At 68.5% G+C, this 22,338-nt stretch carries 20 protein-coding genes; 14 read left to right on the top strand and 6 right to left on the bottom strand.

Annotated features, from left to right (window positions below):
- Window positions 1-3: 3 nt before the first annotated feature.
- Both FLP10_RS04685 and FLP10_RS04690 read left to right on the top strand, forming a co-directional pair.
- Complete coding sequence (locus FLP10_RS04685; protein ID WP_149159820.1) at window positions 4-1,182, top strand: sensor histidine kinase; 1,179 nt, start codon at window positions 4-6, stop codon at window positions 1,180-1,182.
- Window positions 1,179-1,835 carry a response regulator gene (locus FLP10_RS04690; RefSeq protein ID WP_149159821.1) on the top strand — a complete coding sequence of 219 codons (657 nt, stop codon included), beginning with the start codon at window positions 1,179-1,181 and terminating at the stop codon, window positions 1,833-1,835. Before FLP10_RS04685 ends, FLP10_RS04690 begins: the two co-directional genes overlap by 4 nt.
- Window positions 1,836-1,850: 15 nt before the next feature.
- Here FLP10_RS04690 and FLP10_RS04695 read toward each other — a convergent pair whose 3' ends face one another.
- Entirely contained in the window at window positions 1,851-3,923 is a 2,073-nt protein-coding gene (locus tag FLP10_RS04695; protein WP_149159822.1) for a hypothetical protein, read from the bottom strand.
- 216 nt (window positions 3,924-4,139) lie between these two features.
- On the opposite strand from FLP10_RS04695, the gene FLP10_RS04700 reads away from it, so the two are divergent.
- Window positions 4,140-4,532, top strand: a complete 393-nt coding sequence (locus FLP10_RS04700; RefSeq protein WP_149159823.1) for a nuclear transport factor 2 family protein — start codon at window positions 4,140-4,142, stop codon at window positions 4,530-4,532.
- Between the two features lie 26 nt (window positions 4,533-4,558).
- A complete protein-coding gene (locus FLP10_RS04705; protein ID WP_149159824.1) occupies window positions 4,559-5,110 on the top strand; it encodes a hypothetical protein in 552 nt (183 codons plus the stop codon).
- 46 nt (window positions 5,111-5,156) lie between these two features.
- Here FLP10_RS04705 and FLP10_RS04710 read toward each other — a convergent pair whose 3' ends face one another.
- Together FLP10_RS04710 and FLP10_RS04715 are read right to left on the bottom strand one after the other, a co-directional pair.
- On the bottom strand, window positions 5,157-5,381 hold the full coding sequence (locus FLP10_RS04710) for a hypothetical protein (RefSeq protein WP_149159825.1): 225 nt from the start codon (window positions 5,379-5,381) through the stop codon (window positions 5,157-5,159).
- Between the two features lie 203 nt (window positions 5,382-5,584).
- A complete protein-coding gene (locus tag FLP10_RS04715) occupies window positions 5,585-8,239 on the bottom strand; it encodes an ATP-dependent Clp protease ATP-binding subunit (protein WP_149159826.1) in 2,655 nt (884 codons plus the stop codon).
- Window positions 8,240-8,456: 217 nt separating this feature from the next.
- Here FLP10_RS04715 and FLP10_RS04720 point away from each other — a divergent pair, with 217 nt between their 5' ends.
- The 9 genes from FLP10_RS04720 to FLP10_RS04760 all read left to right on the top strand — a co-directional run bounded on the left by FLP10_RS04720 (window position 8,457) and on the right by FLP10_RS04760 (window position 18,384).
- On the top strand, window positions 8,457-8,924 hold the full coding sequence (locus FLP10_RS04720; RefSeq protein WP_210418474.1) for a hypothetical protein: 468 nt from the start codon (window positions 8,457-8,459) through the stop codon (window positions 8,922-8,924).
- 82 nt (window positions 8,925-9,006) lie between these two features.
- Entirely contained in the window at window positions 9,007-10,530 is a 1,524-nt protein-coding gene (locus tag FLP10_RS04725) for a type I restriction-modification system subunit M (RefSeq protein WP_149159827.1), read from the top strand.
- Entirely contained in the window at window positions 10,527-11,621 is a 1,095-nt protein-coding gene (locus FLP10_RS04730) for a restriction endonuclease subunit S (protein ID WP_149159828.1), read from the top strand. The genes FLP10_RS04725 and FLP10_RS04730 overlap by 4 nt, the downstream gene beginning before the upstream one ends.
- Entirely contained in the window at window positions 11,621-11,842 is a 222-nt protein-coding gene (locus FLP10_RS04735; RefSeq protein ID WP_149159829.1) for a hypothetical protein, read from the top strand. Before FLP10_RS04730 ends, FLP10_RS04735 begins: the two co-directional genes overlap by 1 nt.
- Window positions 11,843-11,946: 104 nt before the next feature.
- Window positions 11,947-12,579, top strand: a complete 633-nt coding sequence (locus tag FLP10_RS04740; RefSeq protein ID WP_149159830.1) for a nucleotidyltransferase domain-containing protein — start codon at window positions 11,947-11,949, stop codon at window positions 12,577-12,579.
- Window position 12,580: 1 nt separating this feature from the next.
- Entirely contained in the window at window positions 12,581-12,952 is a 372-nt protein-coding gene (locus FLP10_RS04745) for a hypothetical protein (RefSeq protein WP_210418475.1), read from the top strand.
- Between the two features lie 182 nt (window positions 12,953-13,134).
- On the top strand, window positions 13,135-14,310 hold the full coding sequence (locus FLP10_RS04750) for a Fic family protein (RefSeq protein ID WP_149159831.1): 1,176 nt from the start codon (window positions 13,135-13,137) through the stop codon (window positions 14,308-14,310).
- On the top strand, window positions 14,307-17,732 hold the full coding sequence (locus FLP10_RS04755) for a DEAD/DEAH box helicase family protein (protein WP_149159832.1): 3,426 nt from the start codon (window positions 14,307-14,309) through the stop codon (window positions 17,730-17,732). Before FLP10_RS04750 ends, FLP10_RS04755 begins: the two co-directional genes overlap by 4 nt.
- A gap of 373 nt (window positions 17,733-18,105) precedes the next feature.
- On the top strand, window positions 18,106-18,384 hold the full coding sequence (locus FLP10_RS04760) for a hypothetical protein (RefSeq protein WP_149159833.1): 279 nt from the start codon (window positions 18,106-18,108) through the stop codon (window positions 18,382-18,384).
- A gap of 10 nt (window positions 18,385-18,394) precedes the next feature.
- On the opposite strand, the gene FLP10_RS04765 is transcribed toward FLP10_RS04760, so the two are convergent.
- Window positions 18,395-18,748 carry a nitroreductase family deazaflavin-dependent oxidoreductase gene (locus FLP10_RS04765; protein WP_246150203.1) on the bottom strand — a complete coding sequence of 118 codons (354 nt, stop codon included), beginning with the start codon at window positions 18,746-18,748 and terminating at the stop codon, window positions 18,395-18,397.
- Between the two features lie 164 nt (window positions 18,749-18,912).
- Here FLP10_RS04765 and FLP10_RS04770 point away from each other — a divergent pair, with 164 nt between their 5' ends.
- Window positions 18,913-19,785 carry a sigma-70 family RNA polymerase sigma factor gene (locus FLP10_RS04770; protein WP_149159834.1) on the top strand — a complete coding sequence of 291 codons (873 nt, stop codon included), beginning with the start codon at window positions 18,913-18,915 and terminating at the stop codon, window positions 19,783-19,785.
- A 132-nt stretch (window positions 19,786-19,917) separates the two neighbouring features.
- Here FLP10_RS04770 and FLP10_RS04775 read toward each other — a convergent pair whose 3' ends face one another.
- A complete protein-coding gene (locus FLP10_RS04775) occupies window positions 19,918-20,853 on the bottom strand; it encodes a carbohydrate kinase family protein (protein ID WP_149159835.1) in 936 nt (311 codons plus the stop codon).
- Entirely contained in the window at window positions 20,850-22,316 is a 1,467-nt protein-coding gene (locus FLP10_RS04780; protein ID WP_149159836.1) for a glycoside hydrolase family 32 protein, read from the bottom strand. Before FLP10_RS04780 ends, FLP10_RS04775 begins: the two co-directional genes overlap by 4 nt.
- Window positions 22,317-22,338: the final 22 nt, after the last annotated feature.

Here is a 22,338-nt window from a genome sequence, read left to right on the forward strand (position 1 = left end):
GGCATGAGCGCCGTGCGGTCGCTGTGGAACGCGCCGGCCGCCGTGCCGTCGCCGCCACGGCGGGTCTGGCGCGACTGGGTGCTGGTCGCGATCGTGCCGGTGCTCGCACTCGTCGAGGCATCCGCCCGGCCCGAGCTGCCGTGGCGCTGGGTCTGGGGTATCCTGCTCGCCGCGCTCGCGGCCACCCTGCTCTGGCGTCGCCAGCGCCCGTTCACCATGCTCGCGATCGCGTTCGGCACGACGACCGTGACGGGCCTCATCGTCGGCGGCGAACCCGAGTCGTTCACGGCGGTGTACTTCCTGGTGCTGCTGTACGCGCTGCTGCGGTGGGGGTCGGGCCGGGCGATGGTCGGCGGCGGCGCGCTCGTGATCGCCGGCACCGCACTCTCCTTCCTGCGTGCGCCGAACGAGGTCGGCGACCTGATCGGGGCGATCGCGGTGATCGTCACGACCTGCTCGATCGCCCTCGCGGTGCGCTGGCGGGCCGCGGCCCGGGTGCGCGAGCTCGACCGTGCGCGGCTGCTGGAGCGCGAGCGGCTCGCGCGCGACCTGCACGACACGGTCGCGCACCATGTGTCGGCGATCGCGATCCAGGCGCAGGCGGGCGGTGCGGTCGCGGCGGCCGATCCGGCGCGCGCGGCCGAGGTGCTCGCCGTCATCGAGGGCGAGGCGTCGCGAACGTTGGATGAGATGCGATCGATGGTGCGGATGCTCCGGCGCGACGACGGCCGAGCGGATGCCCCCGAGCTGGCGCCGGCACCCGACCTCGACGCGGTGCGGGCCCTCGAGAACGGCGCCGCCGCACCGCCCGTGCACGTGCACGTCGACGACGACCCTGACCGAACCGCCGACGTCTCCTCCGCTCCCCTGCCCCCGGCCGTCGCCGCGACCGTGTTCCGCATCGCGCAGGAGGGCGTGACCAACGCGCGGCGCCACGCCGCCGGTGCGACCCGCGTCGACGTGCTCGTGCGCATCGACGACGACGGCGTGCGGCTCGACGTGCGCGACGACGGGCGCAGCGCGCCGACCGCTTCGCCCGGGTACGGCATCGCCGGCATGCTCGAGCGGGCGGCACTGGTGGGCGGAACCTGCAGCACCGGCCCGGCGCCGGGCGGCGGCTGGGTCGTCACCGCGGTGCTGCCGCGTTCGGGCTGGGCCGACCGCGGACAGGAGGACGCATGAGCATCCGAGTGCTGATCGCCGATGACCAAGAGCTGGTGCGCACGGGCCTGCGCGTGATCCTCGACGCGCATGCCGACATCGAGGTGGTCGCCGAGGCCGCCGACGGCGCCGAGGCGGTCGCGCTGGCGCGGAGCATCCGGCCCGATGTCTGTCTGCTCGACATCCGCATGCCGGTGCTCGACGGCCTCGCCGCGACCCGCGAGCTCGCCGGGCCCGGCGTGGCCGACCCGCTGCCCGTCGTCGTGATCACGACGTTCGACCTCGACGAGTACGTGTACGACGCGCTGCGATCGGGTGCCCGCGGGTTCCTGCTCAAGGGCACCGGTGCCGCGATGCTGTACGAGGCGGTGCACGCCGCGGCCCGCGGTGACGCGCTCATCGATCCCAACGTGACCGTGCGGCTCATCGAGACCTTCGCCGGGTCGGCGCCCGCCCCGGGTGTGCAGCGCGCCGCGCAGCCCGCGACGCCGCTCACCGCCCGTGAGGAGGAGGTGCTCGCCGCCGTCGCGCGCGGACTCGGCAACGCCGAGATCGGTCGCGAGCTGCACCTCTCGCTGAGCACGGTGAAGACGCATGTGGCGAACGTGCTCACCAAGCTCGGGCTGCGCAATCGCGTCGAGCTCGCGATCTGGGCGGTCGAGCGCGGGCGCTGAGCGGGGTTCGCGAATTCACACGGGTGCGGGCACGGATGCCTCGGTGAGCGCCGCGCGAACCGCCTCGAGGAACCGCGCTGTGACCGCCCGCTCGTCACCGGTCGGGCGCCAGTACATCGCGCGCCCGACGGTGAGTCCGAGCAGATCGGGTGTGGCGGCCATGGCGCGCAGGAACGAGTCGGGGCCGTGGCCGAGCGTCTGGATGAGGCACTTCGCCGCGCGCAGCAGGTCGCGCCGGCGCACGCCGACCCGTTCGGCAGCCGTGACCGTCGCGTCGAACAGCACCGCGGCGTCGATCAGGCGGGCGGCGTGGGCCTCCTCGATGCCGAGGGCCACGGCGAGCCGATCGGCGTCGCGCCAGCGCGCGAGCTGTTCGGGCGATCGCACGGCGTTCGCGGCGAGCGACGTCTTGTGCTCGGTGAACGGCTGGATCTCCCACGCGCTCGCGAGCGGCTGCAGTACCGCCTTGCGCACCTTCGCGTGGCCGGCCACAGGTGCGAGCTCGGGGTCGGTGAGGGCCGCGTCCTGGTACCAGCCCGACCAGCACACGAGTCGCAGTTTGTCGGCGATCTGCTTCACCTCGCCGTTCGGCGTGCCGGTGCTCGATCGCCGTGCGAGATAGCACGCCCACGAATACCGCACCTCGACCTCGGGCGACTCGGCCGCGGCGGCGACCCAGCGCTCGGCGAGGGCCGCGCGCTTGGCCGGTTGGGCCGGTCGGGCCGGTGCGACCGGCGGCTCGGGCGCCCGCCGCTCGAGGCCTTCGAGCTGCTCGTGCAGCAGCGTCCATCCCATGGCGGCGCGGTGGCGCATCCGCTCGATCGATGCCCCCGCGACCACCCGCTCGGCGCGACGGGGCCGCGCGAGCATCGTCATCATCAGGTCGAAGATGCCGGCCGCGCGGGTGAGCCGCTGCACGTCCTGCGCGGTCCAGTCGTCGGCGAGCTGCCGCTCCATCGACCAGTTCCGCACGGCCGTCGCGTAGCGGATCATGAGCTGCAGCATCAGCAGTCGCGGCTCGCGGCGTCCGCGCTCGGGCGCCTGGTGCCAGGGCTTCTGATCGATCGTGCGAAGCGCCTCGTCGTCGATGCGGCTGAGCGCCGCCGCGAAGCGGATCATCGGCTCGAGCCGGTCCATGAGGGGCACGAGGTCGTCGGCGTCGGTGATGTCGTAGCGGTCGAACACGTCCTGGTACTCGATGAGCACGCAGCACGGGTCGGCCTCGATCGCCGCCTCGACGTACGCGCGGTGCGCGTCGCCGTCGGTGATCGCGGCGAGGTTGAGCAGGCCGATGCCGTGCCAGCCGCGAGCGCCGTAGAGGCCTCGGATGTCGGGATAGTGCTCGCTGACCGTGGTCGCGGCAAGTGCGGCGGCGAGGATGAGCAACTCGGCGGGGTGCTCGTCGTCGACCGGCGGCAGCGGCAACGAGAGCTGCTCGTCGGCGATACGCAGGCCGTTGCGCCGCAGCCGGGCGCGCGCGGTGCGGTCATCGAAGATCGTGAGCTCGAGCCGCCACGGCCGCAGGTTGAGCAGCATGGTCGCCGCACCCCGGGCGAGCTGCACCGCCCAGTGCTCGGTGCTGCCGGCGACGGCGAGCACCTCGTTCAGGTCGGATCCGCTCGGGTCTTCGACACGGCCCTCGGGGTCGTCGGCGTTCATGCCGCGCATGCGCATCGCGAGTTCGGTGGCGAGCGCGGTGTTCGGCTGCCCGTCGGATTGGATGACCATGACATCCATGCGCGCCCTGGTGGCCTGCCCGATGCCGTAGACGATCGTCGCGAGCACGAGAGTCACGGTCGGCCCGACGATGACCACCGCGTCGAACGGGTACTGCTCGATCGAGGCTGCGACCACCAGCCATCCGGCCCCGACGATGAGCCCGACCATGCCGAGCGCCCGCAGCAGCCGACCCACCCAGCGCGGCATGACACGTCCGAAGACCTTCCACTTCGTGACCGCGGGTGCGAGCAGTCGCGCGCACACGACCGCAGTCAGCCAGACCAGCGCCGCCGCGACGAGCAGGTCGACCATCGGCTCGATCGTCTGCGCGTAGAACCGATCCCAGTTCGCGCCGAGATCCTCGAACATCGCGTCCTCCGATCCGCTCGGTGAGCCGGATGGCTCGGAGGCTAGGGGAACCGTGAGGTCATGACATCCGGGCAGGCACTGATCCCTCCCAGGGCGGGTGGACGGCGAGCGCGGCGTCGACCGCGTCGGCGACCCGGCCGCACGTCGTGCTCCGAGACATCCGTTCGCGTCGTGTCATCCATTGTGGTCGGCGCCGCAGCCGAGCATTCTGATGTCATGAGCGATCGCGAGGAGTTCCTGACCTGGCTCGGCGGCGACTACGCAGCGGCCGAACGGGCGATGATGAGCGGCGACGACGGGCCGCGACGGGCGATCTGGTCGCAGACCGAACCGGTGAGCGTGCTCGGGGCGTGGCGCAACGCCGTCGGTCGGGCGGCGCTCGTGGAGGCGTTCGAGGTGCTCACGACGAGCTTCTCGGACTGCACCGACTGGGCGTTCGACCTGATCTCGTACGACGTCGTGGGCGACCTGGCCTACTCGGTGGGCTACGAGCGGATGACCGCATCGGTCGACGGCGAGCCGCGCACCTTCACGCTGCGCGTCACGCAGGTGTATCGACGCGAAGGCGATGCCTGGCGCGTCGTGCACCGGCACGCCGACGCCGCGTAGCGTCGGCGAGGCCCTAGAGTCTCGGCGTGATCAATCCCGAATTCCCCCGAGACCTGTTGATGACGGGGGCGATCTTCGGACTCGCCGCCTTCATCTGGAGCGGATGGGCCCAGGAGCGCCCGCCGAAGCACTGGATCTGGCGGGTGGTGCTCGCCGTCATCGGCCTCGGCGGCGCCGTGCTCGTCGGCCTCAGCGTCCCCGCCGCGATCAAGAACTGGAGCGGGCCGACCGCGCTCGAGCCGGGCGGACCCGCATTCATCACGTACATCGTCGTGTTCTGGATCGAAGTGATCGCGATGATCGTCCTCGCGATCTGGGCGAGCAGACGCGGACGCAGCGACCTGCACGCACCGCTGATCCTCGCCGTGGTCGGTATCCACTTCATCCCGCTGGCCTGGGTGTTCGCGCAGCCGATCTTCGCCGTCGCCGGCGTGCTCGTGACGATCGTGGCGATCGTCGCGACGCGACTGCCGCTGGCGACGGCCGCCCGCAGCTTCTGGTGCGGACTGTTCGGCGGGGCGATCCTGCTGATCGTCGGCGCCGTGTGCAGTGTGATCGGGTTCGGCGCGCTCGGCTGATCTGACCGGGACTCCGATCGGACACACCCAGCTCCTGGATCGTGCGTCACGCCGGGTGCGACGGGCGACCTCCGACCCACGCGGCGAGCGCGCTCCCCGCACGTCGCTGCCGGCGTGCGCGGCGACCGTGCTCGAGCGCTGCGGACTCGACGATCGGCACTGGTGCGGTGTCGGAGTTCAGTCGAGGGTGGTCGGCCTGACGCGGGCACGCGCACGGCAGGATCGAGGTCTCGCCCAGAGGCCCGTGCACGATCTCGAAGTGCGTCGCCATACCTGAGAGACATGCGAGCGCGTGGATCATGACGCGAGTCGCCCACCCCGATGCCACCGCCTGCATCGTTTGGACGCGTTTCGGCGCCGCCCTCCTGGAGGAGGCGCCGAAACGCGTCCAAACGGAGCTGGGTCGGTCCCACGACGAACGCCCGGCCCCTGACGGGGCCGGGCGTTCGCGCGGGGTGCGGGTAAGCGGTGCGCCTACGCCGCGACGGGCCGGTCGAGCACGGCGCGCGGCACGGATGCCACGGTGAGCGCCTCGCCCGAGGCATCCACCTTCACCGCCTCGCCGTCGCCCAGGTCGCCCGAGACGAACAGGTCGGCGATGCGATCGTCGACCTCGCGCTGGATCAGGCGGCGCAGCGGACGGGCGCCGTACTCGGGCTCGTAACCGTGGGCGCCGAGCCACTCGACCGCGGCATCCGTGACCTCGATGGCGACCTCGCGGGCCGCGAGGCGCCGCTCGGTGGCGCCGAGCATGAGGCGCACGATCTGCGCGATCTCGGGCTGCGTGAGCTTCTGGAACAGCACGATCTCGTCGATGCGGTTCAGGAACTCGGGGCGCATGGCCTCGCGCACCTTGCCCATGACGCGAGCCTTGACATCGTCTGCCGACGAGAAGCCCGAGGCATCCGTGCCGGCGACGAAGCCGAGCGCGCCCGACCTACTGGCGAGGAACTCGCTGCCGAGGTTGCTGGTCATGACCACCACGGTGTTGCGGAAGTCGACCGTGCGGCCCTGGCCGTCGGTGAGGCGTCCGTCGTCGAGCACCTGCAGCAGCAGGTTGAAGACGTCGGGGTGGGCCTTCTCGATCTCGTCGAACAGCACGATCGAGTACGGGTTGCGCCGCACGCGCTCGGTGAGCTGTCCGGCCTCGTCGTAGCCGACGTACCCGGGAGGTGCACCGACCAGGCGCGACACGGTGTGACGCTCGCCGAACTCGCTCATATCGAAGCGGATGATCGCGCCCTCGTCGTCGAACAGCTGGTCGGCGAGTGCCCTCGCGAGCTCGGTCTTGCCGACCCCGGTCGGGCCGAGGAAGAGGAACGAACCCACCGGGCGCTTGGCGTCGCCCATGCCCGTGCGATTGCGCCGCACGGCCTTGGCGACCGCGGTCACCGCGTCGTCCTGCCCGATCACGCGGGCGTGGAGTTCGCCCTCGAGGTCGGCCAGGCGCTCGCGCTCGGTCTCGGTGAGGCGGTTCACCGGGATGCCGGTGGCGCGCGAGATCACCGCGGCGATCTCAGCTTCGTCGATCGTGTTGTCGCTGGTCGAGTAGGGAGCGCCAGCGACCGTATCGAGACCCGGTGACGGGGTCTCGATACGCTCCGTCGTCGCTACTCGACCAGCGGAGGTCGCGGCATCCAGCCGATCCTGCACCTTCGAGATCTCATCGCGAATCCGAGACGCCTCCTCGTAGTGCTCGGCCGTGACCGCAGCGTTCTTGTCGGCCTCGAGGGTCGCCAGACGGGCGATCAGCTCGCTCACGTCGACCTTCACGCCCAGCTTGAGGCGCAGTCGCGCGCCGGCCTGGTCGATCAGGTCGATCGCCTTGTCGGGCAGCACGCGGTCGCTGAGGTAGCGGTCGCTGAGTTCGACCGCGGCGCGGATCGCGGCATCCGTGTACTCGACGCCGTGGTGCTGCTCGTAGGCGGGCTTGAGCCCCTGCAGGATCAGCACCGCGTCCTCGATGCTGGGCTCGCCGACGCGCACCGGCTGGAAGCGGCGCTCGAGGGCTGGGTCCTTCTCGATCTTGCGGTACTCGTTGAGGGTCGTAGCGCCGACGAGGTGCAGGTCGCCGCGTGCGAGACGCGGCTTCAGGATGTTGCCCGCGTCGGTGCCGCCGTCGCCCGAGCCGCCAGCGCCGACGACCGTGTGGATCTCGTCGATGAAGACGATGAACTCGCCCTTGTTCGCGGCGATCTCCTCCATGGTCTTCGTGAGCCGCTCTTCGAAGTCGCCGCGGTACCGGGTGCCGGCGAGCATGCCGGGCAGGTCGAGCGAGATGACGCGCTTGCCCAGCAGCGCCTCGGGCACGCTCTCTTCGACGATCGCGCGGGCGAGGCCCTCGACGATCGCGGTCTTGCCAACGCCCGCCTCACCGACCAGCACCGGGTTGTTCTTGGTGCGGCGGGAAAGGATCTCGATCGTCTGCTCGATCTCGTCGACGCGGCCGATGACCGGGTCGAGGTCGCCCTCGCGGGCCATCTCGGTGAGGTCGGTGCCGAACTTGTCGAGCATGGGGGTCGCGGATGCCTCGGAGCCGGCGTTGCCCGCGGCGGCGTCGAACTCGTCGATGCCGGGCTCGCCCGCGTGGATCGTCTCGCGCACCTGCTGCGTCAGCGCCTCGGCCGTCACGCCCGCGCGTGCGAGCACCTGGCCGGCCGGGGCATCCTGACCGAGCACGAGCGCGAAGAACAGGTGCTCGGGGTCGATGTAGGTCGAGCCGCTCGAGCGCGCGACCTGGTAGCTGTGGAACAGCGCACGGGACGCACTCGGCGTGATGGTCGCCGCGTTCATCGCGTCCCGCTGATCGAGCTTGTCGAGATCGAGGGCAGCGGGCAGTCGCTGCTCGGTCGCCGTGATGATGCGCTCGGGGCTCGCCCCGACGCGCTGGATCGCCTGCTTGACCGCCTCGTCCTCGACGATCACGCGCAGGATGTGCAGTGCGTCGAGGTCGGTCTGGCCGCGTTCGAGTGCGAACCGTCCGGCACGCTGCAGGATGCTCTGCGTGCGCGCAGTCAGGAACCGGCTGAGGTCGATCGACCGAGCCTGCCTGGCCTGCTCACCCGCAAGGTACCGGGCAAGAAACTCGTCGAACGAGCTCGAGCCGGCCTCGTTGAAGTCTTCGGGCACCTGGTTCTCCTTGGGAACTTGAGTTGGGTACGCTCAGGTTTAACACGGAGGGCGCGGGGGTATTCCCGCTGCGTCGAACCATGATCGACTCGCTCGGCGCCCCCAGAACAGGTCACTCCGCCCCCTTCGACTCGGTCGATGTCGGCGCCCAGAGATAGCGTCGGTCGCGCTGTCAGGAATGCCAACCCCCGGAAGACCGATCGCACACGGAGAAGAAATGACTCGACGCGTCACCCCCGGAATCGCCCAGATCGCGCTGATCGCCCTGCTCGGCACAGGACTCGCGGGGTGCGCGACGACCGCCGCCGGCACCGATGGGACGAGCACGGGAGCCACCGAGAACGAGGCTCCCGCACAGCCCGCCGACCTGGTCGGCGAGTGGGTGCAGTCGAACAAGAAATCCGAGGAGAGCTTCCAATCGGCGACGATCACCGCCGACACGATCGAGGTCTTCTGGGTGAGCGACGGCGGAAACACGAAGGCGCTCTACTGGTCGGGCACGTTCGAGACTCCGACCGTATCCGGACCGTTCTCGTGGGACTCGCAGAACGACACCGAGAAGACCTCGGGCGCGCTGCTCGCCTCGAGCGACCCGACGAAGACCTTTTCGTTCGACAACGACACCATCCGCTACGAGGTGACCGCGCTCGGAGTCACGACAACGGTCGAGCTCAAGCGTCAGTAGCACCGCGGCCAGCGGCCCGGCTCCCGTCGAGAACCGGGCCGCACTACGCTGCTTCAAGCACCCCTCCGAAAGGCACCACATCTTGGTCACCGGCGAACTCCGCAGCAAAGTCGATCGCGTCTGGGACGCCTTCTGGTCGGGCGGCATCGCCAACCCGGTCGAGGTGATCGAGCAGATCACGTACCTGCTGTTCATCCGCCGGCTCGATGAGTTGCACACGCGCGAAGAGCGCCGCGCGAACCGCACGGGCGAGCCGATGCAGCGCCGCATCTTCCCTGAAGGGCTCGACGAGACGGGCCGAGTCGCCCGCCCGTTCGACGACCTGCGCTGGTCGGTCTTCACCAACCGCTCGCCGCAAGAGATGTTCGAGATCGTCGACGAGCATGTCTTCCCGTTCCTCCGCCGCCTCGGCGGCGACGGGTCGAGCTACGCGCGCAACATGAAGGACGCGCGCTTCACGATCCCCACGCCCGCGCTGCTCGCGAAGGTCGTCGACCTGCTCCGTGACATCCCGATGGATGACCGCGACACCAAGGGCGACATCTACGAATACATGCTCGCGAAGCTCTCGCAGAGTGGGCAGAACGGCCAGTTCCGCACGAGCCGGCACATCATCAAGCTCATGGTCGACATGGCGGCGCCGACGCCCGAAGACCGTATCATCGACCCCGCGGTGGGCACCGCGGGCTTCTTGATCTCGGCGGTCGAGTACTTGCGCGAGCACCACCCCGAGGTCGAGACGGATGCCTCGGTGCGCGCGTTCTTCAACACCAAGGCGTTCACGGGCTTCGATTCGGATGCCTCCATGGCCCGCATCGCGAGCATGAACATGCTGCTCCACGGCGTCGAAGAGCCCGTGATCGAGCGCGGCGACTCGCTCGCCGAGGGGCATCCGGCGAGCGCCGACTACTCGCTCGTGCTGGCCAACCCGCCGTTCGCCGGAAGCCTCGACTCCGAGACCGTCGCGAAAGATCTGCTGCAGGTCGTGAAGACGAAGAAGACCGAACTGCTCTTCCTCGCGCTCATGATCAAGCTCCTGAAGAACGGCGGGCGCGCCGCAGTCATCGTGCCCGACGGGGTGCTCTTCGGATCGTCGAACGCGCACAAGTCGCTGCGCAAGATGCTCGTCGAGGACCACAAGCTCGACGCCGTCGTGAAGCTTCCCAGCGGAACATTCAAGCCCTACACCGGCGTCTCGACGGCGATCCTCTTCTTCACGAAGACCTCGTCGGGCGGAACCGACGAGGTCTGGTTCTACGACGTGCGCGCCGACGGCTTCACCCTCGACGACAAGCGCACCCCGATCGAGGCGAACGACCTCCCCGACGTGCTGAATCGCTGGTTGAGCCTGTCGAAACCAGGCAACGACGAGCACGCACGCCCCCGCACCGCGCAGTCCTTCCTCGTGCCGAAAGACGAGATCGTCGCGAACGGCTACGACCTCTCGATCAACCGCTACAAGGAGGTCGAGCACGAGGAGGTCGAGCACCGCTCCCCCGAGGAGATCCTCGATGAGTTGGATGCACTCGAGGTCGAGATCGCGGATGGGCTCCGGAATCTTCGAACCATGCTCGCGGACCCTGTCGAAGCGGAGGGCGTCGCGTGAGTTGGCCGACTGTGCGAGTTGGCGACATCGCACGACTCAACTATGGGAAGGCACTCAAAGCGGACGCCCGTCAACCCGGGAAAGTTCAGGTGTTCGGTTCCGGCGGCGTTGTCGGCTCCCACGACAGCGCCCTCGTCGACGGCAAGTCGATCATCGTCGGACGCAAGGGCTCCATCGGATCGATCTGGTACACGGAGGCCTCGTCGTGGGCAATTGACACCGCGTACTACATTGATGAGTCGTCATCTCAAGCCGATCTGAAATGGCTCTATTGGACGCTGAAGAGCCTGCGGCTCGGCGAGATGAACAAGTCCGCGGCAATCCCGGGCCTCAACCGCGATGACGTCTATCGACTGGCCATCCCCCTCCCACCCCTCCCCGAACAACGCCGCATCGTCGCCATCCTCGACCAGGCTGACGCGCTCCTGTCGCGGCGGCGGACTTCGATTGCGGCCGTCGAGGCGCTGAACAGCCAGCTCATCGACAATCTGCTTGATCAAGTCTCCGAGACGCGACGACTCGGGGACCTGGCTGAGCTGATTACGAAGGGCGCGACGCCCACGACACTCGGCTTCGCGTTTAGTGAGAGCGGTATTCCGCTCGTGCGAGTTCAGAACCTCGTACGAGGGAGGGTTGACACTACGGTCGATGCGAAGTTCATCGACCACCGAACACATGATGCGTTGGGCCGCTCGAAGATCCGACCGGGCGACGTATTGATCTCCATTGCTGGAACCGTCGGCCGCGCTGCCCTCGTACGCAACTCGGATCCAGAGATGAACTGCAACCAAGCTGTGGCGATCGTCCGACTCACCGACCATCTGGATCCAGCGTGGCTCGCCGCTTGGTTGAACTCTCGGCGTGGTCAGACCGCGATGAACGGTTCTGCCGTAACTGCAACCATCTCCAACTTGAGTCTGGGAAGCATCGCAAACCTGCGAGTGCCCATGCCGACCGCCCGGCGGTTGGACGAGTTTCGCACCGTGATTTCACGGAGCGAGACCGCGCGCCGAAGCCTCACGGTATCAGCGAACCACCTCGACACCCTCTTCGCCTCCCTCCAGCACCGAGCCTTCCGAGGCGAGCTCTGATGTTCGGCTTCGGCAAGTCCTCGGGCAACTCCGACGCGGCGATCATCCGTGCGATCAACACGGGCTCGGTCAGCTCCGAAGATCTCGTGAGTCGCGACGCGTGGCAGCACATCTGCCGCGTGCGAGGCCGCAACTTCAGCCGCGTGAACGAAGCAGCCTGGACGGCTCTGTGTTCCCGTCGCGGGTACCTGCTCGCCCGCCGCAACCCTCGCGGATTCTGAGCCACAGCGCCACCACGAGACATCCCCCGTCGGTCACTGAATCCAACAATTGATTGCTGTATTCAGCAATTAATCACTATATTCAGTGATGAAGGAGGGGCCGCATGCAGCTTCAACACCCGCTCGGCGCGATCTCGGGCGGCGTCGAGGGCGACGTACTCGCGGCGCTCACCCGCGCGGGCGACGCGCAGATGGACGTTGCCCAATTGGCCCGCCTCACCGGAAAGTCGTACACCGGTGTCAAACTCTCGCTCCGCCGACTGGTGTCCCAGGGCACAGTGCTCGAATCGCACGTCGGGGCGAAGTCGCTCTACCGCTTCAACGCCGACCACATCCTCGCGCCCGCGATCGGCGAGATCGTGTCGGCCAAGAGCAGGTTCCTCGAGCGCGTCGCGACCCAGATCCGCACCGACTTCACCTACGCGCCGATGTTCGCAGCCCTCTTCGGCTCAGCGAGCCGCGACGACATGACCCCCGAGAGCGACATCGACCTCTTCCTCGTGCGGCCCGACGACGCCGACGCCGCCGAGTTCGACGACGAGGCATCCGAACTCGCACTCGCCATCACCCGCCTGACCGGCAACGACGCACGCATGCTCGTCTACGGCCTCGACGAAATCGCCGAGGGACCCGAAGCGCACCCCGTCCTCGCTGAAATCGCCCGCGACGGTGTCATGCTCGCTGGCACGCTCGACGAGTTTCGCAAAGCCATTCGGGGAGCCTCCACGCCTGCGTGAAGTGCAACGAACGCCCGCCATCGAGCAGGGGAGGCGCCGCAAGGCTGACCAGTTCGCCGAGGCAGCCGACATCGTCGAGCAGTTCGACGACAACGACGCCGAACTCGTCGACGCGATCGTCACGCTGTGCGTCCACGCCGGCATCGCGGCATCCGATGTGATCGGCATGAAGCGGCTCGGAACGCACGTGCAGGGCGACAACCACACCGACGCAATCGCACACCTCAAGAAGGCCGACGCGAGTGCCGCCAAGCACCTGAGCGCGCTGCTTCAGCTGAAGACCAAAGCAGGCTACGGATTCGACTCCATCAGTCGCGCGGACCTGACGCGCGCCATCCGCGCGATGCACAAGTTGCGAGCGAGCCGTCACTGAATACCGTGATTGATTGCTGTATTCAGCTAGCTGAGCGCGGTCGAGCAGGGCAGACGCCGCAGTCAGCGACCATGTCTTGATTCAACCGTCCCGTACTCTGCAAATCCGACACATCACTCGGGATAGGAAGTTCCCCGGATTCATGCCGATCGTGACCTTCTTGCCCTAAAGTACGGAGCACGATGGAATCAAATACCGATGCGACTTCCAGCAACGAAGAGTTCGTCTTTCCGCGCTTCGAGTTCGACTCACAACTCGCCTCATCGGTCGTGGAGCTCGAGCGACTCCGAGGCGAGATCGGGGTCGGCACGACTCCGCCTCACGTGTTCTCCGAGCTGCACGGCCTGTTCCAGTTCCTGTCGAGCATGATCTCCGCACGCATCGAGGGCAACCGCACGACCATCCTCGACGCGATCGCCGGCGCGCAAGCCGCAGAGTCCCAACCCGATCGGGTAGACGAGACCGTCCGCGAGATTCTGAACCTCAACGAAGTCATGGAGTTCATCGACGAAACTGACCCAACGCGGCCGATCACCCATTCACTGATCCGCGAGTTTCACCGGCGTGCGGTCGACGGACTCGTCCGCGAAGGAGATCCGAGGCCCGGCGCCTACCGCGTTCGCGACGTCGCCATTCAGGGCGCCACCCACCAGCCTCCCCTGTTCGCTTCCGTTCAGGCCGAGATGGATCGTCTGCTCGAGTTCGTCAACCGACAAGTGCCGACTCACCAACAGCTCTTGCACGTCGCGATCGCCCACCACCGGTTCCTCTGGGTCCACCCGTTCCAGAACGGCAACGGCCGCGTCTCCCGTCTGCTGAGCTACGCCATGCTCGGCCGCCACGGGTTCGTGAGCCCGGTCGGCCTTCGCGCGGTCAACCCGACCTCCGTGTTCGGGGTGTCCCGATCCGAGTACTACGACGCCCTCGCCAAGGCCGACGATCTGAGTGACGCAGGCACCATCGCGTGGTGCGAGTTCTTCATCAGCGGACTGCTCGCCGACTTGCGACGCCTCCACCGTCTGCAAGACGCCGTGTTCGTGCGCGATGAGCTCGTCGCACCCGCCCTCGAGAGGTTCACCCGCGCGGCCGGGATCACGGCCCGGGAGCGCGACATCCTCTTGCTTGCCTTCGACACCGGATTCCTCAAGGCCGGACAGATCGAGCACCTCGTGCCCGGCAGCCCCTCACTCAGGAGCCACGCACTCCGCCCGCTCCTCGACCGCGGACTCCTGAAGCCCGAGCATGTCGGTGGTCGGTCGTACCTTGTTTCGTTCGGCCCCAACGAGCTGAGCCCCTTCCTGATCCGCGAACTCGACCGGGCAGGGTTCCTGCCGCCGCTTCTCAAGGACCCCGCATGACCAACTTCGCCTTCATCCGGCACGAGTGGCCCGAGATCGCCGCCGAGGCCGCCCGCGCCGAGTTCTACGTCAACGGCGACCCGCGCTCCTCGCTCTTCTACGCGCGACGCGCGGTCGAACTCACGGCGCTCTGGCTGTATCGGGCGGATGCTTCGCTGAAGCCGCCATACAAAGACGAACTCGCCGCCCTCATCCACGAGCCGACGTTCAAGCGACTCGTCGGGCAAGCGGTGTTCGCGAAGATGAACCTCATCCGTATGCGCGGCAACGACGCCGTGCACAAGACGTTCAAGATCACGCCGGCCGACAGTCTGCCGATCGTGCGCGAACTCTTCCACGTCATGATCTGGCTCGCGTCGCACTACGCGACCGACCCCGCGAACCGACCTGCACCGGGGCAGTCGTTCGACGTGGCATCCCTGCCGAAACCGCAGCCCGGGCTCATCCAGAAGACGAAGGCCGAACTGGCCGCCGCCCTCGCAGCCAATGAGCAGAAGGATGCCGCGCTCGCGGCCAAGGTCGCCGAGAGCGACGAGCTCCGGGCAGAGCTCGAAGCGCTTCGGGCCGAGATCGCCGAGGCTAAGGCGCAGAACGCGCTCGTCCCCGACACGCACGACTACGACGAGGCATCCACTCGCGATCGCTTCATCGACCTGCTGCTGCGCGAAGCCGGCTGGGACCCGACCGATCCGCACGTCGTCGAGGTGCCCGTGACCGGGCTCGGCGGCAGTCCGAGCGGCACGGGCCGCGTCGACTACGTGCTGTGGGGCGATGACGGCAAGCCGCTCGGACTCGTCGAGGCGAAGCGCACCCGGCGCGACGCGCGCGTCGGGCAGCAGCAGGCGAAGCTCTACGCCGATGCGCTCGAGGCGCAGTACGGGCAGCGCCCGGTGATCTTCACGTCCAACGGCTACGAGCACTGGATGTGGGATGACTCGCCCGCCGGATATCCTCCGCGCGCCGTGCAGGGCTTCTACACGAAAGACGAACTCGCCCTGCTCGTGCAGCGGCGCGGCGCTCGCAAGCCGCTCGACTCGCTCGCCATCAACGAGGAGGTCGCGAGTCGCGCCTATCAGCACCAGGCGATCCGGGCCGTCGCCGAGGCGTTCGAACGTGATCGCGAACGACGTGCACTGCTCGTCATGGCGACCGGCAGCGGCAAGACGCGTACGGTCATCGCGCTCGTCGACCTGCTCTCGCGCGCGAACTGGGTGAAGCGCGTGCTCTTCCTCGCCGACCGCCGTGCACTCGTGGGGCAGGCCGTGAGCGCGTTCAAGGCGCACGCGCCCGACACGCCCCCGGTGAACCTGCTCGACGAGCGCGACCTCGAAGGCCGGGTCTACGTGTCGACCTACCCGACGATGATGGGCCTCATCGACCAGGGCGGCGGAGACGACGGTGGCGCACGCCGGTTCGGCCCCGGGTACTTCGACCTCATCGTGATCGACGAGGCCCACCGGTCGGTGTACCAGAAGTACGGCGCGATCTTCGAGTACTTCGACGCGCACGTCGTCGGTCTCACCGCGACCCCGAAAGACGAAGTCGACCACAATACCTATCGCCTCTTTCACCTCGAAGACGGGATCCCGACCTTCGAGTACGAGCTCTCACGAGCGATCGAAGACGGATACCTCGTGCCGCCTGTTGCCCGTTCGATCACGTCGAAGTTCCTCCGGCGAGGCATCCGCTACGACGAACTCACCGACGATCAGAAGGAGCAGTGGGATCTGCTCGACTGGGAAGACGGCGAGATCCCCGACCAGGTCGACGCCGACGCGATCAACGCGTGGCTCTTCAACGAAGACACCGTCGACAAGGTGCTCGAAGTGCTCATGACCGAGGGCCGCCGCGTCGCAGGCGGCGACCGACTCGGCAAGACGATCGTGTTCGCGAAGAACAACGCCCATGCGCAGTTCATCGCCGACCGGTTCGACGCGAACTACCCCGAGTACGCGGGGAAGTTCGCGCGCGTCATCACCTACCGGGTCGAGCGCGCCGAGACGCTCATCGACGACTTCGCGCAAGCCGACAAGTCGCCGCACATCGCGATCTCGGTCGACATGCTCGACACCGGCATCGACGTGCCCGAGGTCGTGAACCTCGTGTTCTTCAAACCCGTGTTCTCGAAGTCGAAGTACTGGCAGATGCTCGGGCGCGGCACGCGACTGCGTCCGGGGCTGTACGGCGACGCCGACGACGGCAGCGACGACAAGCGTGACTTCATCGTCTTCGACGTCGGCGGCAACATCGAGTTCTTCAACCAGCAGGTGCCCGAGCTGCAATCCTCCGGAGCGCGCTCACTGCACTCGCGCCTGTTCTCGGCCCGCCTCGAACTGCTCCAGGCACTCGATCGAGCGGATGTCTCGGGCACCGCGTCCGACGACGATCGCGACCTCCGCACGGGGCTCGCCGAGGGACTGCAGGCGATCGTCGCGGGGATGAACGAGCAGAACTTCCTCGTGCGTCCGCATCGGCGGCTCGTCGAACGGTTCGCGTCAGGCGAGGCGTGGGCGGCGGAGGTCTCGGACGCCGTTGCGCTCGCCGACCTTCCGTCGGCCGCACTCGCGACCGACACCGACGAGCGTGCGAAGCGGTTCGATCTGCTCGTGCTTCGGGCCCAGCTCGGCGTGCTCGCCGCCGACCCCGGGTTCGCGACCGCACGCGACCGGATCCGGGCGATCGCCACGGCGCTCGGCGAGCAGCGCGGCATCCCCGTGATCGCCGCGCAGCTCGAGCTCATCGACGCCGTCGCCGGCACGGACTGGTGGCAGGACGTCACCGCGCCGATGCTCGAGGCGATGCGCGTGCGACTCCGCCCGCTTGTGCGGCTCATCGAAGCGAAGTCGCGATCGATCATGTTCACCGACTTCGAAGACACCCTCGACCTCGACGAAGGTCCGACCGAGATCGTCATCGACAGCCCCGGCGTGAACCGGGTTCGATTCCGGCAGAAGCTGTTCGCCTATCTGCGCGCACACGAGAACCACGTCGTGCTGCGCAAGCTCCGCACGGGGAAACAACTCACCGAGACCGACCTCGACGAGCTGCAGCGCATGCTCATCGAGAGCGGCGAGTTCGAAGCATCCGATCTCGACGCCCTCGCGACCGCCGCTGCCGAGGCCGACGGGCTCGGGCTCTTCGTCCGCTCGCTGCTCGGGCTCGAACGTTCGGCCGCACAAGAGGCACTCTCCCAGTTCGTCGCCGATCGGAACCTCAGCGCACGCCAGATCTCGTTCGTCGACCTCATCGTCGATCAGCTCAGTCGCACGGGGCAGGTGCCGATCAAGGTGCTCTACGACCCGCCGTTCGACGCGATCGCGCCGCGCGGGCCTGAGGACGTGTTCAGCGAGTCAGAGATCGACGCCCTCGAGCACGTGCTCGACCAGGTCGCCGCGACTGCTCGGCCGACTCGGATCGCCTGACGATGCGCGACTTCGAGCTCTGGGTCGTGCTCGCGATCACGCTCGCGATCCTGTTCCCCATCCTCGTTGCGTTCGGAGGCAACACTGAGCGCTGAGGCATCGGTACGCAGCATCGTCCGGCTCGTCGGTTCGAACGACGTCCAGCTCATACAGGCGTTCGCCGCGGAATCGGAAGCCCGCCTCGCGAACGCGCTCAACCAGCAACAGTCGGCGGTGGCCGACCAGCCACTCAGCTCCCAACTCAGACGGACTTGGCGGCGATCGCAACGTCGACTCGAACGCTCAGTCACCCTCGCCGGTCTTCGATGGTTCACCCCTCGATGGCTCAGGAGAACGATCGTCGTCGGTCACTTTGAAGCGGGCCGGTATCACCGTGCCGCGACGCGGCTTCTCGATCTGGGCACTCTACGGATGGGGCCTGTGTGCTGCCATTCAGCTGGCCCTCTACGTCACGCTCGGCCTCCTGCCGATTCGAGCGTTCGACAATGTCGTGCTCGGCCCGCTTGCACTGTGGGCTTTCGGATGGCTGCCTTTCGTGCTCTTCTCGAGCGCTCTCCCCGGTGCGATCGTGACGTTCCTCTTCATCCGGCGGACCGACCGGTCGTTCCGTCGGTGGAGCTACGAGCAGGCGGTCACACCCTGGGAGAGCTGAGATTCACTACTCACGCCCGAGCGAACACGATCGCCGCGGGGAAGCGTTTGACGACCGCGCCGACCGCGCCTTTCGCGAGCCGCTGCGCCTCGGCGCCGTCGACGATCCGCGGACGCACGAGCACGACGTCGCCGCCCTTCCAGCGCAGCGACGTGCCGCCTGCCGCTACGACGTTTCGTGCCCAGTTCGTGTTCGGCCCCCACGGCAGCCCGATCATCACGATCGAGGCATCCGTCGTGGGCACGACCGCGATGGGCGTCTCGTAGGCCGTGCCGCTCTTGCGTCCGCGGTGGCGGACGACCGCCCAGAGCGGCATCAGGCGGCGTCCGGCGAGCGCGCGGGCGACGGGTTCGGTCAGTTTCACCAGTCGGCGCGGCGGCCGCCGCGTGGCCCTCCGGTCGAGCGAGTGCGAAGCATCCATACCCAAGAGACGGATGACCCGGCGTGAACGTGACACGCGCGCGCGGAACGTGTGCAGAAATCCCGGCCTTGCCGTCACACGGGCGGCGGGTGGATCGTCGTATCGACATGACCGAATTCGCGGAACTCTGGGCCGAGCATCGACGCGTCGTGCGCGACGTCGCCTACCGGGTGGTCGGCTCGGTCGCCGACGCCGAGGATGTCACGCAGGAGACCTACGTGCGACTGCTCGCGCGCGACGCCCGCGAACCGCTCGACGATCCCCGCGCGTGGCTCGTGACGGTCGCCTCGCGGCTCGCGATCGACCGGTTGCGCGCGCACGAGCACTCCCGCCGGGCGTATGTCGGACCGTGGCTGCCCGAGCCCGTGGTCGCCGACGAGCGCATCCTCCCCGAAGACCGCGTGACGCTCGACGATTCGGTGCGCATGGCTCTACTCGTGGTCCTCGAACAGCTGACACCCGCCGAGCGCACCGCGTTCCTGCTGCACGACGTCTTCGACCTCGGGTTCGATGAGATCGCCGGGATCCTCGGGGTGAGCACGGTGAGCGCTCGGCAGTCCGCGTCGCGGGCGCGCAAGCGCGTGGCCGCCCACGGCGAAGCCCGCTTCGCCGCAGATCCCGCGGTCGCGCGCCGGCTCTCGGAGCGGTTCGCGCGTGCGGCATCCGAGGGCGACCTCGACGGGCTCGTCGCGATCCTCGCCGATGACGCCCGTGGGCACTTCGACTCGGGCGGCTTCTACCCCGAGGCATCCACCGAAGTCGTCGTCGGCGCGGAGGCGATCGGTCGGCAACTGCTGAAGGCCGTCGGCGGGCGAAGCCTCGATTTCGCGGTCGCGGAGGTGAACGCCGAACCGGGCGTCATCGCGCGTCGGCACGGACGCGTCGTCTCGGTGCTCGCATTCGAGTTCGCCGGCGACCGCATCGTAGCGATCCACGGCGTCGGGAATCCGGCGAAGCTCGCGCATCTGCAGGGGCGCTGAGCTCGGCGCCGAATCGCCCCGCCCTTCTCCTGGACCATCTGCCACCGCGTGTGGTGTTTCAGCCGATGATGCGCTGCACCCTCATCGCCGTGAGAGAGGGCTGGATGTCACGAGCCCGCGCAACCCGGATCGCTAGCGGACTCCGGCAGCCGCCATCAGCTCCTCGAGCAACGGTGGGTCGGCACCCGGGCGCGAGACGGTGACCGAGGCGGCGAGTGCGCTTCGGTGGAGCAGCTCGGTCAGGCGCCCCTTCTCGAGGGATGCGATCGCAGCACGAGCGTCGACGCCGAACGCGCCGGCGCCGAGGAGACCGTCGATGAGGGCGGCCATGAAGGTGTCACCGGCCCCGACCGTGTCGACAACCTCGACGGCGATGGCGGGCACGCTGAGTTCGAAGCCGGGCGCGACGGCGAAGCATCCGCTCGCCCCCGAGGTGATCACCACCAGAGCCGGACCGGAGCGCGACCAGCGGCGTGCGACGTCGGCGATGTCCTCGCCGGGGTGCAGCCACACGACATCCTCGTCGCTCGCCTTGATCACATCGGCGCGCGCGATCAGCGATCGCACCTGCCGGCGCACCGCTTCGCGGTCGTCGATGAGGCTGGGCCGGATGTTCGGGTCGTAGGTGACGAGCGCCCGATCGTGGTGGCGGTCGAGGAGGTCGGCGACGGCCGTGGCGCCCGGCTCGAGTGTCGCGGCGATGGATCCGACGTGCAGCGCATCCGCCGTCGCGACGTTCGAAGTGTCGACCGACCACTCGAGGTCGAATTCATACGTGGCGGCACCCTGCGCGTCGAGGCGCGCCAGCGCCGTGGAGGTTCGGGTTGCGGGCAGCCCGTGCACCGAGACCTCCGAGGCCGCCAGCCACGCCCGCACCGACCTGCCGTGCGGATCGTCGCCGATCGAGGTGAGCAGCCGCGGGCTTCGGCCCAAGCGACCGAGGGCCAGGGCGACGTTGGCGGGGCTGCCGCCAGGCGACTCGTCGATCGAGTCGTCGGCGCGGTGCACGATGTCGACGAGCGCCTCGCCGACGACGAGCACGTCGGGCGTCGGTGCGGACGCGTTCATCGGTTCGCACCATCCAACTCGAGTTCGTGACCGACCGGTGCGGGCGAACGCACGTCGGCAATGGTCGCCGCGACCGGGCCGGGCCGCTCGGTGCTGAGCGTGGCCGCGATCGGTCCGGCGCCGAGCACGACGAGGTTCGACGCCGCAGCCTCGCCGTCGTCCAGGAAGACCTCGAGCAGCGGGCCGTCGAGGCTCACCAGGATTCGAACCTGGTCGCGTCGGCCTGGCCGAACGACGCGACTCGTCGCCGGGAAGTCGGGGTGCACGGCCTCCATCGCCGCACCGCCGCGCGTCACACTGAGCACGTCCGACGTCGGTTCGTGCGACAGCTCGACGAGGGCATCGGCATCGCCTCGCAGCGTCAACCTGACCTCTCCCGTCGCGGCAGGCTCCCACGTCAGCTCGACCAGCGAGTGCCCGCTCAACGAGAGGTCGGCAGGCCGGTCCGCGCCGAACACGGTCGAAGACGCCGCCCCCGCGAGCAACTCCCCCACGAACCCCACCGGCTGCTGCACGAGGCGCACCGTTCCTCCGACACTGCGCAGCGACAACCGCCGCGCCAACGACATCGCTCCTCGCCACGGCGACGAGGGGAACGCGTCGGCGTAGCGCCAGTTGCTCATCCAGCCGAGCATGACGGCCTCGCCGCCGGGCGCGCTGTCGAAGGTGACGCCGGCGTAGAAGTCGCGGCCGTGGTCGAGACGCGTCGGCTCCGAGGCATCCGTCGTGAAGTGAACGCCGTCGAAGTGCCCGACGATGTAGTGCATCGACGAGCCGTAGGGGTCGGGGTCGTCGCCGATGGGGTTCGTGCTGAGCAACAGCACCCAGCGCGCGTCTGCGGGGTCGCCGTCGACCGCGAGCGGTACGAGGTCGGGGCACTCCCAGACCACCCCGGTCGCGCCGAGCGGGCCGAACGAACTCAGATACTCCCAAGTCCGCAGGTCGCGGGACACGTAGAAGAGCACCTGCCGGTCGTCGGCCTCGACGGTGAGCATGACGTAGCGGGTCGAGCCGTCGGCATCCGTATACCTGATGACCTTCGGGTCGCGGAACGCACGCGTGCCGCGGTCGAGCACCGGGTTCTGCGGGTCGGGCTCCCAGGTGTAGCCGCCGTCGCGACTCGTGGCCCGTGACTGCGCCTGGTGGTCGTCGTAGGCGCTCGTGTAGAAGGCCGTGAGCACGTGCTCAGCAGAGCCAGCAGGCCCGGCAACGACCGATCCCGAGAACACCTGCTCCCCCGGCCGGTACCGCAGCGCCACGTCATGCTCGGTCCACCGCCGCAGGTCGGCGCTCGTCGCGTGGCCCCAGCTCATGTTGCCCCAGTCGGCGCCCTCGGGGTTGTACTGGAAGTAGAGGTGCCAGAGGCCGCGGTCGTAGACGAGCCCGTTGGGGTCGTTCATCCAGTTGCGCTGGGGCGTGAAGTGGAATCGGGGTCGCGGCACCTGGCCGTTCGTGTCGTGCACGTCGTCTCCCAGTCGAAGAGAA

Origin of the sequence: Agromyces intestinalis (assembly GCF_008365295.1) — a bacterium.
GTDB classification, from domain to species: domain Bacteria; phylum Actinomycetota; class Actinomycetes; order Actinomycetales; family Microbacteriaceae; genus Agromyces; species Agromyces intestinalis.